12 protein-coding genes are annotated in these 14,077 nt (G+C 57.9%); 8 read left to right on the plus strand and 4 right to left on the minus strand.

Going from position 1 to position 14,077, the window contains the following annotated elements:
- Positions 1 to 47 precede the first annotated feature (47 nt).
- From fbaB to ACH1XZ_RS02070, 8 genes are all read left to right on the plus strand, one after another.
- Positions 48 to 1,100, plus strand: coding sequence for a class I fructose-bisphosphate aldolase (gene fbaB / locus ACH1XZ_RS02035; protein WP_395594130.1), 1,053 nt, complete (start codon positions 48 to 50; stop codon positions 1,098 to 1,100).
- A 269-nt stretch (positions 1,101 to 1,369) separates the two neighbouring features.
- The gene (locus tag ACH1XZ_RS02040; protein ID WP_035894884.1) at positions 1,370 to 2,524 is read left to right on the plus strand and encodes a mandelate racemase family protein; all 1,155 of its coding nucleotides are present in this window, start codon (positions 1,370 to 1,372) and stop codon (positions 2,522 to 2,524) included.
- Between the two features lie 67 nt (positions 2,525 to 2,591).
- Positions 2,592 to 4,214, plus strand: coding sequence for an ABC transporter substrate-binding protein (locus ACH1XZ_RS02045; RefSeq protein WP_395594131.1), 1,623 nt, complete (start codon positions 2,592 to 2,594; stop codon positions 4,212 to 4,214).
- Positions 4,211 to 5,248 (plus strand): ABC transporter permease, encoded by a 1,038-nt coding sequence (locus ACH1XZ_RS02050; RefSeq protein WP_395594132.1) that lies wholly within the window; start codon positions 4,211 to 4,213, stop codon positions 5,246 to 5,248. The genes ACH1XZ_RS02045 and ACH1XZ_RS02050 overlap by 4 nt, the downstream gene beginning before the upstream one ends.
- Positions 5,245 to 6,150, plus strand: a complete 906-nt coding sequence (locus ACH1XZ_RS02055; protein ID WP_395594133.1) for an ABC transporter permease — start codon at positions 5,245 to 5,247, stop codon at positions 6,148 to 6,150. The genes ACH1XZ_RS02050 and ACH1XZ_RS02055 overlap by 4 nt, the downstream gene beginning before the upstream one ends.
- On the plus strand, positions 6,122 to 6,988 hold the full coding sequence (locus ACH1XZ_RS02060) for an ABC transporter ATP-binding protein (RefSeq protein ID WP_395594134.1): 867 nt from the start codon (positions 6,122 to 6,124) through the stop codon (positions 6,986 to 6,988). Before ACH1XZ_RS02055 ends, ACH1XZ_RS02060 begins: the two co-directional genes overlap by 29 nt.
- 10 nt (positions 6,989 to 6,998) lie before the next feature.
- Positions 6,999 to 7,772 (plus strand): ABC transporter ATP-binding protein, encoded by a 774-nt coding sequence (locus ACH1XZ_RS02065; RefSeq protein WP_395594135.1) that lies wholly within the window; start codon positions 6,999 to 7,001, stop codon positions 7,770 to 7,772.
- A 112-nt stretch (positions 7,773 to 7,884) separates the two neighbouring features.
- Positions 7,885 to 9,174 carry an ABC transporter substrate-binding protein gene (locus tag ACH1XZ_RS02070; protein WP_395594136.1) on the plus strand — a complete coding sequence of 430 codons (1,290 nt, stop codon included), beginning with the start codon at positions 7,885 to 7,887 and terminating at the stop codon, positions 9,172 to 9,174.
- Here ACH1XZ_RS02070 and yegS read toward each other — a convergent pair.
- The 4 genes from yegS to baeS form a co-directional block, all read right to left on the minus strand.
- Positions 9,171 to 10,070, minus strand: coding sequence for a lipid kinase YegS (yegS, locus tag ACH1XZ_RS02075; RefSeq protein WP_395594137.1), 900 nt, complete (start codon positions 10,068 to 10,070; stop codon positions 9,171 to 9,173). The two genes, ACH1XZ_RS02070 and yegS, sit on opposite strands and share 4 nt — an antisense overlap.
- Before the next feature lie 244 nt (positions 10,071 to 10,314).
- The gene (gene trhP / locus ACH1XZ_RS02080; protein WP_395594138.1) at positions 10,315 to 11,676 is read right to left on the minus strand and encodes a prephenate-dependent tRNA uridine(34) hydroxylase TrhP; all 1,362 of its coding nucleotides are present in this window, start codon (positions 11,674 to 11,676) and stop codon (positions 10,315 to 10,317) included.
- A gap of 212 nt (positions 11,677 to 11,888) precedes the next feature.
- Positions 11,889 to 12,611 carry an envelope stress response regulator BaeR gene (gene baeR / locus ACH1XZ_RS02085; RefSeq protein WP_395594139.1) on the minus strand — a complete coding sequence of 241 codons (723 nt, stop codon included), beginning with the start codon at positions 12,609 to 12,611 and terminating at the stop codon, positions 11,889 to 11,891.
- Complete coding sequence (gene baeS, locus ACH1XZ_RS02090) at positions 12,608 to 14,074, minus strand: envelope stress sensor histidine kinase BaeS (protein WP_395594140.1); 1,467 nt, start codon at positions 14,072 to 14,074, stop codon at positions 12,608 to 12,610. The genes baeR and baeS overlap by 4 nt, the downstream gene beginning before the upstream one ends.
- Positions 14,075 to 14,077: the final 3 nt, after the last annotated feature.

A 14,077-nucleotide genomic window follows, 5' to 3' on the forward strand; every position in this document is an offset into this window, starting at 1 on the left:
GCAGGATATCCAGCCGACATGATGTCGGCGCTTACGGGAGCATAGCTATGACTGATATTGCGCAGTTGCTTGGCAAAGACGCCGACAGCCTTTTACAGCATCGTTGTATGACCATTCCAGCCGACCAGCTCTATCTGCCTGGCCACGACTACGTTGACCGGGTGATGACGGATAACAACCGTCCGCCTGCGGTGCTGCGAAACATGCAGACCCTCTACAATACCGGACGCTTAGCCGGGACAGGCTACCTGTCGATTCTGCCAGTGGACCAGGGCGTTGAGCACTCTGCCGGGGCCTCGTTTGCCGCTAACCCGCTCTATTTTGATCCGAAAAATATCGTTGAATTGGCGATTGAAGCAGGCTGTAACTGCGTGGCCTCCACCTATGGCGTACTGGCTTCGGTATCTCGCCGCTACGCGCACCGTATTCCGTTCCTCGTCAAGCTTAACCACAACGAAACCCTGAGCTACCCGAACACCTTTGACCAGACGCTGTACGCCAGCGTCGAGCAGGCGTTCAATCTGGGGGCGGTGGCGGTTGGGGCGACCATCTATTTTGGCTCGGAAGAGTCGCGCCGCCAGATTGAAGAAATCTCTGCCGCTTTTGAGCGCGCGCACGAACTGGGGCTGGTCACCGTACTGTGGGCCTATTTGCGTAACCCGGCGTTTAAAAAAGACGGCGTGGATTACCACGTATCTGCTGACCTGACCGGGCAGGCCAACCATCTGGCCGCCACGATCGGCGCGGATATCGTGAAGCAGAAAATGGCCGAGAATAACGGCGGCTATAAAGCGGTGAACTTCGGCTACACCGACGAGCGCGTGTACACCAAACTGACCACCGATAATCCTATCGATCTGGTGCGCTACCAACTGGCGAACTGCTATATGGGCCGTGCCGGGCTGATTAACTCCGGCGGTGCCGCGGGCGGTGATACTGACCTTTCCGATGCGGTACGTACGGCGGTTATCAACAAACGCGCGGGCGGTATGGGGCTGATTCTTGGCCGTAAAGCCTTCAAAAAATCGATGGCTGACGGGGTGGAATTAATCAACGCCGTTCAGGATGTCTATCTCGACAACAAAATCACCTTCGCCTGATTTTTGTTCATCCTCTCCTGTCCGGGAGAGGATGACGATCCCCCTCACATTTCCCCATCCTTTTGTGAAAAACGTCACGCACTCTCGTGCGCATGCCCAAAAAACAGCCCGGTGTTAGCGGAGATTGTCCGTGGAAGAGACGTTATTTTGTGCTTAGATTAGTGATGAAACGCCTTTTCAATTCCCTAAAACCGTATTACCGGAACCGTGTTTTACACAGACCCGTGGTGAATTAGTCGCCATGTAGCATGTTGTATAAAGGACACTTAATGAAAATTGAATCTGTAAATGTCACCGTTTTCCAGCACCCTACGCGCCGCGTCTCCGACAGCGCCGGACACTCTCACCCGGGGCCAGAAAGCATGGCCAAGATGGCGATGCTGACCATTACCGCCGACGACGGTAGCAAGGGTTACTCCTTTGCGCCGCCGGAAATCGTGCGTCCGTTTGTGGTGAATACCTTCTTTCGCAAGGTGCTGGTAGGGCAGGACCCGTTCGACCGCGAGCGTATCTGGCAGGATCTGGTGCATTGGCAGCGTGGCAGTGCGCATCAACTGACCGAGCGTGCGCTCTCCTTCGTTGAGCAGGCATTGTGGGATCTCATTGGGCGTAAGCTCAATATGCCGGTTTACAAGCTGCTGGGCGGCTACCGCGACAAAGTACCGGCCTACGGCAGCACCATGTGCGGCGACGATCTCGAAGGCGGCCTGTCCACGCCGGAAGAGTACGCGGCCTTTGCTGAAACGCTGGTGGCGCGCGGCTACAAAGCTATCAAGCTGCACACCTGGATGCCGCCGGTGTCGTTCGCGCCAAACCCAAAAATGGATATCAAAGCCTGCGCCGCGGTGCGCGAGGCGGTCGGCCCGGATATCGACCTGATGATCGACGGCTACCACTGGTACAGCCGCACCGAAGCGCTGTGGATTGGTAAAGAGCTGGAAAAACTCAACTTCGCCTGGTTTGAAGAGCCAATGGAAGAAGACAGCATGTCCTCCTACGCCTGGCTTGCTGAAAACCTCTCGATTCCGATTATCGGGCCGGAAAGCTTCGGTGGTAAGCACCACAGCCGTGCTGACTGGGTGAAAGCGGGCGCGTGCGACATCCTGCGCGCAGGGGCCAACGGTGTGGGCGGCATTACGCCAACCATGAAGGTGGCCGCGCTGGCAGAGTCGTTCGGCATGGACTGCGAAGTGCACGGTAACGGCGCGGCGAGCCTGGCGGTGATTGGCGCTATTCGCAACTGTCGCTGGTACGAGCGTGGCCTGCTGCATCCGTTCCTCGACTACGACCAGCCAGCGGCTTACCTGAACAGCATCGTCGACCCAATGGACGCCGATGGTTATGTTCACCTGTCTCAACGTCCTGGATTGGGCGAAGACATCAATTTTGCCTTTATCGAAGCCAACACCGTCAGCCACGACTGACACATAACAAATAAAAGACAGGCACGGACGGATTCGTCGCCTGTCGTACCCTACAGGCGATAGATAGATGAAAAAATCCTCCTTGCTGGGAGCGTGCTTGCTCGCGCTTACCATGACGATGGGGAGCGGGGCGGCGTTGGCAAAAACGCCGCCGGATCAGCTCATTATCGGCATGAATATGAATAACCTTCTCACCCTCGACCCGGCAGCAATGACCGGTAACGAAGTGGTGGGGATTGTGGTAAATCTCTACGACTCGCTGGTAGAGCTTGACCCTGAACAGCTCACCAACGTTAAACCGGCGCTCGCCAAATCCTGGGATATCAGCCCGGACGGCAAAACGCTGACCTTCCATCTGCAAAATAACGTCAAGTTTCACTCCGGTAATCCGCTAACCGCCGCTGATGTGGTGTGGTCGATGCGCCGCATTCTGCACCTTAACCTGGCGCAGGCGTCGGTGTGGAAGTCCTATGGTTTCAGCAAAAAGAACGTCGACAAGCAGGTCACGGCGCTGGACGACTATACGGTGCAGATTGTCCTGCCCAAAGATAACGACCCGCAGCTGGTCATTTACTCGCTGGGCGCGCTGGGTAACCTCGGCGTACTCGACAGTAAAACCGTACAAAGCCATGAACAGAATAGCGACTGGGGCAATAAGTGGCTGACTACCCATGAAGCCGGTTCCGGGCCGTTTATGCTGGAAACCTGGCAGGCGAAAGACGTGCTGCGCATGAAGCGCAACCCGGACTACTGGCGCGGCGAAGCGAAGATGAACCGCGTGGTGCTGCGTCACTTCCAGGAGTCGCAGACCCTGCGCCTGATGATTGAAAAAGGCGACCTCGATATTGCCAGCAACATGGCGGTGTCGGATATAAACGCCCTGCGTAAAGACCCGCAGCTCACCGTCGATGCAGTTCAGCGCGGCACCATGTACTACGTATCGATGAGCATGAAAGAGCCGCATTTCGCTAACCCGAAAGTCCGTGAAGCGGTGCGCTACCTGATTGATTATCAGGGCATCAATAAAGCGCTGATGCCGGGCTACGGCGTGCTTCACCAGCGTCCGATCAAAGCCGGAATGCCGTCAACGCTGCCGGACCCTGGCTACACCTTTGACCTCGCGCGGGCGAAAAAGCTGCTGGCGGAGGCCGGGTATCCTGACGGCTTTGACACCACGCTGCGCGTGCTCGCCGACCAGCCGTTCCTCAATATTGCCATTGCCGTGCAGTCCACGCTGATGCAGGCGGGCATTAACGCCAAAATTATCACCGGCACCGGCAACCAGATTTACGGTGCCATGCGTGAACGTAAGTTCGACATGTTGGTCGGGCGCGGTGGTAGCGGCATGGAACCACACCCGCACTCCAGCCTGCGCGCGCTGGTCTATAACCCGGACAACAGTGACGAAGCGCGTCTGACCAACTTCCAGGGCTGGCGCACCGGGTTCTATGACAAGCAGCTTAACGAGATGATTGACGGCGCGCTGCTCGAGCGTAATCCGCAAAAACAGATTGCCGATTACCAGGCCATTCAGACCCGCTTTGATGCGCTGATCCCGGCGATGATCCCGGTGTCGCAGATGGTCGACTCGGTGGTGGTGCGTAACGAAGTCAAAGAGTACAAGCCGCACCCGTCGGCCACCACGTTCCTGCGTGAAGTCTACAAAGTCAGCGAAGGAGATAAAGGATGAGTACGGCAATTCTTGCGCCCGGCTCCCGGACCCGGCGCTTCTCAAAACGGTTGATGCAGGTGGCGATCACGCTGTTTGGTCTGCTGCTGTTGACCTTCTTTATTGGTCGCGTGATGCCAATCGACCCGGTGCTGGCGATTGTCGGCCCGGATGCCGACCAGAGTACCTACCAGCAGGTTTACCATCAGTTGGGCTTTGACCAGTCGCTGATGACCCAATTTGGCATCTATTTCGTTAACCTGCTGCACGGCGATCTCGGTAACGCGCTGCTGACCGGTAAGCCGGTGACCGACGATATTATCCGCGTCTTCCCGGCCACCATGGAGCTGGCGACGATGGCGATTATCGTCGGCGCGGGCCTCGGCATTCCGCTGGGCGTACTGGCGGCGGCGCGTCGCAACAGTCTTTCCGATTACGTGGTGCGCATTATCAGTCTGGCAGGCTACTCCACGCCGATTTTCTGGGTGGGGATGATGGGGCTGCTGGTGTTCTACGCCTGGCTCGGCTGGGTAGGTGGCGCGGGGCGTGTTGACCTCGGGCTGGACGGCATTGTGCCGCGTCGCACCGGGCTGATGACCGTTGATGCGCTGCTGGCCGGAAACAGCGAAGTGTTCTGGAACGCTATTAACCACCTGATCCTGCCAGCGGCGCTGCTGGGCTTCCACTCGCTTGCCTACATCAGCCGTATGACCCGCAGCTTTATGCTGGCGCAGCTGTCGCAGGAGTTCATCATCACCGCGCGCGTTAAAGGGTTGACCGAGCGTCAGGTTATCTGGAACCACGCGTTCCGCAACATCCTCGTCCAACTGCTGACGGTGGTGGCGCTGGCCTACGGCTCATTGCTGGAAGGGGCGGTGTTAATTGAAACCGTCTTCTCCTGGCCGGGCTTTGGCTCTTATCTCACCGGTAGCCTGCTGCTGGGTGACATGAACGCGGTGATGGGCTGTGTGCTGCTGGTTGGGGTGATCTTCGTGATGCTCAACCTGCTCTCCGACATGCTGTATCAATTCTTCGACCCGAGGACAAAATCATGACGGTTTCTCTCGATAGTCGACTCTCCAGCGCCTCTGGCGAAGGCCGCCAGCGCCTGCTGCGCGGGCTGGCCAGAGCCGGGGGGTTTATCGGCAAGATGGCGCGTAACCCGCTGACCGCCATCGGCGGCGGGATTATCTTCCTGCTGCTGGTGGTGGCGATATTCGCGCCGCTGATTGCCCCTTATAACCCGCTGGTGCAGGACCTCAGCAACGCGCTGAGCGCGCCGAGCGCCCAGCACTGGTTTGGCACCGACGAATTTGGCCGCGATATCTTCAGCCGCCTGGTGTACGGCGCGCGCATTACGCTCTACATCGTACTGCTGGTGTCGGTGACCGTGGGGCCATTGGGGCTGCTGCTTGGCGTCTGCGCGGGCTATTTCGGCGGCAAGGTCGATATGGTGCTGATGCGTGTAACCGACATCTTTATCTCCTTCCCAAGCCTGGTGCTGGCGCTGGCGTTCGTCGCCGCCTTAGGCCCAGGGCTTGAGCACGTAGTGATTGCGATTACGCTGACCGCCTGGCCGCCGATTGCGCGTCTGGCGCGAGCGGAAACCCTGTCGCTGCGTCAGGCGGACTTTATCTCTGCTGTTCGTTTACAGGGTGCAACGCCTGCCCGCGTGCTGTGGCGCCACATTGTGCCGCTGTGCCTGCCGTCGGTGATTATTCGTATCACTATGAACATGGCCGGGATCATCCTGACCGCCGCCGGTCTGGGGTTCCTTGGCCTCGGCGCGCAGCCGCCCGATCCAGAGTGGGGGGCGATGATCTCCAGCGGCCGTACCTACATGATGGAGTGCTGGTGGGTAGTAACGATCCCGGGGCTGGCGATTTTGATCAACAGCTTAGCGTTCAACTTCTTAGGAGATGGCCTACGTGACATCCTCGATCCTCGCAGCGAATAGTGCTGCACCGCTGCTCGACGTACGCGATTTAAGCGTGGATTTCGTCAACGGCAGCGCGGTAACCCACGCGGTGCGCGGCGTCTCCTTCCAGCTTGGGCAGGAGAAACTGGCGATAGTCGGTGAATCCGGTTCCGGGAAATCCACCGTAGGCCGCGCGCTGCTGCACCTGCATCCGAAAAAAGCGCGCATTGACGCTAGTCGGATGCAGTTCGGCGATATCGACCTATTAAACGCCAGCGAGGCGCAGATGCGCGCCATTCGCGGCAAGCGTATATCGATGATTATGCAGGACCCGAAATACTCTCTGAACCCGGTGGTCCGCGTCGGTGACCAGATTGCCGAAGCCTGGCTGACTCACCATCCGGGCTACAAAGCCGAGGCAAAAGCCAAGGCGATGGAGATGCTCGACGTGGTGCGCATTCGCCAGCCGGAGCGCGTCTACAACCTTTATCCGCACGAGATTTCCGGCGGGCAGGGGCAGCGCATCATGATTGCGATGATGCTGATAACTGACCCGGAACTGGTGATTGCCGATGAACCGACCTCGGCGCTCGACGTGTCGGTCCGTTTGCAGGTGCTGGGGCTGCTGGATGATCTGGTGAAATCCCGCGGGCTGGGGCTGATTTTTATCAGCCACGACATCAACCTGGTGCGCAGCTTCTGCGACCGCGTGCTGGTGATGTACGCCGGGCGCGTGGTGGAGTCAATTGCCGCCTGTGACCTCGATAACGCCGCCCATCCGTACACGCAGGGGTTAATAAGTGCCCTGCCGGATATGCACCATCGCCGCCCGGTTCTCCCGGTGCTACAGCGTCAGACCAGTTGGCTGACCGACTAAGGAGCGCACGATGATTGAAGTGAACAACTTAAGCCTGGTGTTTGGCGAGGGCGAAAAGCGCAACCAGGTGCTGTTTGATGTCAATTTCCACGTCAAGCCGGGCGAGATTTATGGCCTGGTGGGGGAGTCTGGCTCCGGGAAAACCACGGTGCTGAAGTGCCTCGCCGGGCTGTTTAACCACTGGCAGGGCGAGCTGGCGATTAGCGGCCAGCGGCTCTCGCATAAGATTAGCCGCGAGCGCTGTCGCCAGGTGCAGATGGTGTTTCAGGACCCGTACGGGTCGCTGCACCCGCGCCACACCATTGGCGACATTCTCGAAGAGCCGCTGCAAATTCACGGTATCGGCGAGCGCGACCGGCGCATCAACATGCTGCTCGACCGCGTAGGGCTGAACCGCGCCTTCCGTGACCGCTATCCGCACCAGCTTTCCGGCGGCCAGCGCCAGCGCGTGGCGATTGCCCGAGCGTTAATCCTTGAACCACAGGTGCTGCTGCTCGATGAACCGACCTCGGCGCTGGACGTGTCGGTACAGGCGGAAATCCTGAATTTGTTGGCGGAGCTGCAAAAAGAGTCGAATCTCACCTACCTGATGGTGACGCACGATCTGGGCGTGATTGCCCATCTCTGCCAGAAGGTAGCGGTGATGCAGTACGGCAAGATCCTCGAAACGCTCACCGTTGATGCACTGGTCAACGGCGAAGCGCAAACGCCGTACACGCAGATGCTGGTCAACGCCAGCCGTCAATACACGCGAGAAATGGCCCGCGAGGTGGCGGCATATTAACCGTAGGCCCGATAAGCGTAGCGCTATCGGGCAGTTCGGTGCTGGTGCCGGATGGCGGCGTAAACGCCTTATCCGGCCTACCCCATCAATTTGCCTCTGGGAATAATAAAAAATGCATAAAAAATCTTTCCGTCTTGCCCTACCGATTGTCCTCTGTGCCTGTACCGCTTCCGCGCTGGCGGCGGAGCCCGTCGACCTGCGCATGTCCTGGTGGGGCGGCAACGGCCGTCATCAGGTGACGCTGAAGGCGCTGGAAGCCTTCCATCAGCAGTATCCGGATATCAACGTCAAAGCCGAATACACCGGCTGGGACGGACACACTTCGCGCCTGACCACGCAGCTGGCGGGCGGCACCGAGCCGGACGTGATGCAAACCAACTGGAACTGGCTGGCGCTGTTCTCCAAAGACGGCAACGGATTTTACGATCTCAACAAGGTCAAAGCGGAGATTGGCCTCGACCAGTTTACTGCCAAAGATCTCCAGCCGGTCACGGTTAAAGGCAAGCTGAACGGCATCCCGGTCGCCATGACCGCCCGTATCTTCTACTACAACGATCAAACGTGGGAAAAGGCCGGTATCAGCTACCCAAAAAACTGGGACGAGCTGATAAGCGCCGGAAAAACCTTTGAGAGCAAGCTCGGCAAGCAGTATTACCCGGTGGCCCCGGAAAGCCTTGGCGTGCTGGCGCTCCTCAACTCCTATATGGTGCAGAAGTACAATATTCCGGCCATTGACCAGCAGAGTAAAAAATTCACCTACAGCGACGCACAGTGGGTGGAGTTTTTCCAGCTGTATAAAACCCTTATCGATAATCACGTCATCCCGGATATGAAGTACTACGCTTCGTTCGGCAAGGGCAACATGTATGAGATGAAACCGTGGATTGAAGGGGAGTGGGGCGGCGTTTATATGTGGAACACCGCCGTCACCAAATATTCGGACAACCTCAAGCCACCGGCGAAGCTCGAGCTGGGCGACTATCCAATGCTGCCGGGGGCAACCGACGCGGGGCTATTTATGAAGCCGTCGATGATGCTGTCGATCGGTAAAACGACCAAAAATCCGCAGGCGGCGGCGAAGCTAATCAACTTCCTGCTGAACAGCAAAGAGGGCGTCACGCTGCTGGGGCTGGAGCGCGGCGTGCCGCTGAGCAAAAGTGCGGTGGCGACGTTGACGCAGGCCGGGGTGGTTAACGATAAAGATCCATCGGTTGCCGGCATAAAACAGGCGCTGGCGCTGCCGACGACGCTTTCCGTTTCGCCATATCTGGAAGACCCGCAGCTGGTGCAGGAGTTTGATAGCGCGCTGCAGTCGATCGATTACGGCAAGAAAACCGTCGCCGAAGCGGCAACGGATTTCAAACGCCAGTCGGAGCGCATTCTGAAACGCGCAATGCGTTAACGTAACAGCGGACAGTCCGGCGGCAGGCGACAGCGCAGCGCCGCCGGTAAAATCTCCATGCGGAACGTTTTACCGCTGAGCGGCTCGCCGTCGAGGTTAAAGGTCATCTCGTGCGACGCGGTGACTTCAAACCACGGCGAGACGCTGTCCACCAGATTCTCAGCGCTATCGCTGCTGGCAAGCGTATTAAACAGCGCCGGAATGAGTTCCTCTCCGGTGAAAATACGCAGGTGCAGCAGACCGTCGTTAATCAACGCCTCCGGGCACAGCTGCTGCCCGCCGCCTGCCTGACGACCGTTACCAATACCGATAACCAGCGCATCGCCTTGCCAGCTAAAGTTCTCGCCGCGGATCTCGCAGCGGTCCGGCTTCAGCGTATCCATCCGCATCAACCCATGTATCAGGTACGACACGCCGCCCAGCGCGGCTTTGAGTTTTTCAGGCGTTTCGGTAGTAATGCGCGTGCCGAAACCGCCGGTGGCCATATTGATAAAACAGGTTTTGTGGTTCACCTGGGCGATATCGACCGGCACGTCGCGACCCGCAATGGCGAGTTTCAGCGCATTAGCCAGATCCGCCGGAATATTGACGCTGGTGGCAAAGTCGTTGGCGGTACCGAGCGGCAAAATGCCGAGCGCTGGTACCTCGCGACTTTCGCTGTGGATCAACGCCGTCGCCACTTCGTTAATCGTCCCGTCGCCACCGCCTGCGATAACCGTCTCGACCTTCAGGCGAATGGCCTCTTCTACATAGCGCACCGCATCGCCTTTCTCCCAGGTGACGCGAACATGAATGGTCACGCCTTCATCGCGCAGCAGTTCAACCGCCTCGCGCAGTTGAGGGGTATTGGCACCCTTGCCGTTTAAAATCAATAAGCTTGCAGGAAAATCGGACATCCGTGGCACCTCTTTGTGGGGTATGCAAAGAGTGTAACAAAGGAAGTGAGGACGTGCTTTAGGAGGATGGGGCAAAAAAATAAGCCCGTGTAAGGGAGATTACACAGGCTAAGGAGGTGGTTCCTGGGTACAGCTAGCATTTATGGATTATGTTTTTCAGCGAAGCGAATGATATCGACAATCGATTATTCCGTCTGTGATCCATTTCTAAGAATCTTTGCTATTGAAAAACAATATAAATGTACTAGCTGTTATGCGGATTTCGAGTGGATTCTCCTGCGAAGTTACGCATCAGCAGGCCATACTCCAGCGCCACGTCTTCCGGCACGGGTAACCATACGGTGTGACCATCGCCCGGCGCGACGGAAGTGGCTTCGCCTTTGGTGTTTTCCATGTGCTCGAGGGTGAAGTTGACGTTACCCTGCGGGGTCATCATCTCCAGGCTGTCGCCGACGGTGAATTTGTTTTTGACCGCGACGGCGGCCAGGTTGCCTTTACGCTCGCCGGTAAATTCGCCGACAAACTGCTGGCGTTCGGAGACGGAATAGCCGTGCTCGTAGTTCTGGTAGTCGTCGTGGGTGTGACGACGCAGGAAGCCTTCGGTGTAGCCGCGGTGCGCGAGATTTTCCAGCGTTTCCAGCAGGGAGGCATCGAACGGTTTGCCAGCGGCGGCGTCATCAATGGCCTTGCGGTACACCTGCGCGGTACGGGCGCAGTAGTAGTGTGATTTGGTACGGCCTTCGATTTTCAGTGAGTGCACGCCCATCTGGGTCAGGCGTTCAACGTGAGCGATGGCGCGCAGGTCTTTGGAGTTCATGATGTAGGTGCCATGTTCGTCTTCGAAGGCGGTCATGTATTCGCCCGGACGTTTGGCTTCTTCAATCATAAAGACTTTATCGGTTGGCGCGCCGATGCCGAGGGTAGGCTCAACGTTCTGCACCGGAATCGGTTCGAATTTGTGGACGATATTGCCCACGTCGTCTTCTTTGCCTTCCTGAACGTTGTATTCCCAGCGGCAGGCGTTGGTGCAGGTGCCCTGGTTCGGGTCGCGCTTGTTGATATAGCCGGACAGCAGGCAGCGGCCAGAGTAGGCCATGCACAGCGCGCCGTGAACGAAGATCTCAATCTCCATATCCGGCACCTGAGTGCGGACTTCTTCAATCTCTTCCAGCGACAGTTCGCGGGAGAGGATCACGCGGGTCAGTCCCATCTGTTTCCAGAACTTAACCGTTGCCCAGTTCACGGCGTTGGCCTGTACGGACAGGTGAATGTCCATATCCGGGAAATTTTCGCGCACCAGCATAATCAGGCCTGGGTCAGACATAATCAGCGCATCCGGCCCCATATCCACTACCGGCTTCAGATCACGAATAAAGGTTTTCAGCTTGGCGTTATGCGGAGCGATGTTCACCACCACATAGAATTTTTTACCGAGCGCATGGGCTTCGTTGATGCCGAGCTGTAGATTTTCGTGATTGAATTCGTTGTTACGGACACGCAGGGAGTAGCGTGGCTGGCCAGCGTAAACTGCATCGGCACCGTAAGCGAAAGCGTAACGCATATTTTTCAGCGTTCCCGCCGGGGAAAGGAGTTCCGGTTTAAACATGATTATCTCGTTCTGATGACAGGTCAGATTCGTCGCACCTGATGCGGCGAGTTGGGGAGTGCCCCCACATTAAGGGCGGGCATTGTAGCGCTGTGAGGGGAGTGAGTAAACCTTTGTGGGCATTGTGCCGGATGACGCTGCGCTTATCCGGCCTACGGAAGCGCTCAATGTAGGCCGGATAAGGCAACGCCGCCATCCGGCAATCTATCAGATCACGCCATGCGGCAGGCGTCGGCTTCCCAGCGGTAGCCCACGCCATAGACGGCGCGAATAAACGACTGCTCGGCGTCCAGCGACTCCAGCTTGCGGCGCAGGTTTTTAATGTGGCTGTCGATGGTGCGGTCGGTCACCACGCGGTAATCATCATAAAGATGGTTCAACAGCTGCTCGCGGGAGAAGACTTTTCCTGGCTCCTGCGACAGGGTTTTCAGCAAGCGGAACTCGGCGGGCGTCAGGTCGAGCAGGCGATCGCGCCACGAGGCCTGAAAACGGTTCTCGTCGACGATAAGCGGGCTCTGTTCATCCATGGCCTGCAGTTCGGTGCGCGGTTTGCAGCGACGTAAAATCGTTTTTACGCGCGCCACCACTTCACGCGGGCTGTAAGGCTTACAGATATAGTCATCGGCACCAATTTCTAAGCCCAGCAGGCGGTCGATCTCTTCGATTTTGGCGGTGACCATCACGATAGGCACATCGGAAAAGCGGCGGATTTCACGGCATAACGTCAGACCATCGGTACCCGGCAGCATCAGATCCAGCAGGATAAGATCCTGCGGGGTCTGATGAACGTACGGCAGCACCTTGTCGCCGTGGTTAATCAGCGTTGGGGCGTAGTGGGCTGCCAGTAAATAGTCGATGAGCAACTGTCCCAGTTTGGGTTCATCTTCAACAATCAAGATGCGTGGGGCGCTTTCATCAATTGGTAACTCGGTCATATTTCTCTCGATATTGCACGTTCCAGCGGTAATTCTACTTTAATGCTAACCCCACCAAAAGGCGAATGTCCGACGTTAAGCTTCCCGCCGTGGGCGGTGACGATGTTGGCGCAGATGGCGAGGCCTAATCCAGAGCCGCCGCTGGCGCGGTTGCGCGAGCCTTCGGTACGGTAGAAACGTTCGCACAGTCTTTCGAGTTGCTCATCGGTGACGCCAGGGCCGCTGTCAGCAACCTCGAGCACGATATGCTGCGCCTCAAGCGCGGTGCGAATCAGCACCTGGCCGCCGCTGTCGGTATAGCGCAGACTGTTTTCCAGCAGATTGTTGAACAGCTGCATTAAGCGGTCCGGGTCGCCAAAGACGGTCGCGCTGCCCGTCGACAGGGCCAGATTAAGCGTTAAGCCACGGCTGGCAAGACGTTCGCGGAAGGCGTCGGCCGCAATCTCCACCAGAGCGATGATATCGACGGCGGATTTCTGGTAGGCCAGCGCGCCTTCGTCGGACATCGATAGCTGATGCAGGTCATCCACCAGCTTGGTCAGCGTGGCGACTTCGGCCTGTAGCGACGTCACCGACTCGGGAGTAAATTTGCGTACGCCGTCCTGTATCGCTTCCAGCTCGCCGCGCAGCACCGCCAGCGGGGTGCGCAGCTCGTGGGAGATATCGGCCATTAAATCGCGGCGCATCTGCTGGTTTTTCTCAAGCGTACTGGCGAGCTGGTTAAAGTCTTTTGCCAGACGGCCAAGTTCATCGCTGCTGGTGGCCGGAACGCGGGTAGAGAAGTCGCCCGCCGCCAGTTTATGGGTGCCGTCAACTAACCGCCTGACCGGTGCCAGCAGACCGCGCGCCAGCGGGAAAGTGGCTAATGCGGCGAGAAGGGTGGCCAGCCCGACGATAAGCCAGCTGGTGCGGCGCTGCTGCTGGTCAAAGTTGATATCGGTGTTGCGCGTCAGGCGCTCTACCGGCGAGGCGATAACCGCGCCAACTTCCATGCCGTTCACGATAATCCCACGGCGCGAACCGTCGTGCGGCACCGCTTCACGCGGGCCAACCAGCACGCGGGCGTTCTGATCGACCACCCAGAACTGGGTGCGCCAGCCGTGAGGCGGCATACCGCCGCGATCCGGCCCGCGGTCAGGTTCTCGGCCGGGTTCGCCGTCTGGCCCTGGTGGGCCTGGCGGCTGGCGGTCTTCGTTATTGTCATGCTCAAAAGAGCGCAGGATCTGGAAAATAAAACGGTCGTTGTTGCGTAAAAAGCGCCAGTTCCCGTGCTGGGCATACTGTTCTGCCAGCGCGTCGCTGAGTAACTGTAATCGCTGCTCGTTACCGCGCTTGATGTAGTCAATAAAGCCGCGCTCAAAGCTGATACGTACGGCCCAGTGCATGCTAATAAGCAGCACAATACAGGTGGCTAAAATGACCAGAAACAGTTTGCCGGAGATGCCCGGACGCCATAATTTCACGGT

It is taken from the genome of Kluyvera chengduensis (assembly GCF_044197065.1).
Taxonomy (GTDB): Bacteria; Pseudomonadota; Gammaproteobacteria; order Enterobacterales; family Enterobacteriaceae; genus Kluyvera; species Kluyvera ascorbata_C.

Bases quoted from the DNA above. Each gene is read 5' to 3' on its own strand.
- fbaB (WP_395594130.1), top strand. From the start codon at position 48: ATGACTGATATTGCGCAGTTGCTTGGCAAAGACGCCGACAGCCTTTTA.
- ACH1XZ_RS02040 (WP_035894884.1), top strand. From the start codon at position 1,370: ATGAAAATTGAATCTGTAAATGTCACCGTTTTCCAGCACCCTACGCGC.
- ACH1XZ_RS02045 (WP_395594131.1), top strand. From the start codon at position 2,592: ATGAAAAAATCCTCCTTGCTGGGAGCGTGCTTGCTCGCGCTTACCATG.
- ACH1XZ_RS02050 (WP_395594132.1), top strand. From the start codon at position 4,211: ATGAGTACGGCAATTCTTGCGCCCGGCTCCCGGACCCGGCGCTTCTCA.
- ACH1XZ_RS02055 (WP_395594133.1), top strand. From the start codon at position 5,245: ATGACGGTTTCTCTCGATAGTCGACTCTCCAGCGCCTCTGGCGAAGGC.
- ACH1XZ_RS02065 (WP_395594135.1), top strand. From the start codon at position 6,999: ATGATTGAAGTGAACAACTTAAGCCTGGTGTTTGGCGAGGGCGAAAAG.
- ACH1XZ_RS02070 (WP_395594136.1), top strand. From the start codon at position 7,885: ATGCATAAAAAATCTTTCCGTCTTGCCCTACCGATTGTCCTCTGTGCC.
- yegS (WP_395594137.1), bottom strand. From the start codon at position 10,070: ATGTCCGATTTTCCTGCAAGCTTATTGATTTTAAACGGCAAGGGTGCC.
- trhP (WP_395594138.1), bottom strand. From the start codon at position 11,676: ATGTTTAAACCGGAACTCCTTTCCCCGGCGGGAACGCTGAAAAATATG.
- baeR (WP_395594139.1), bottom strand. From the start codon at position 12,611: ATGACCGAGTTACCAATTGATGAAAGCGCCCCACGCATCTTGATTGTT.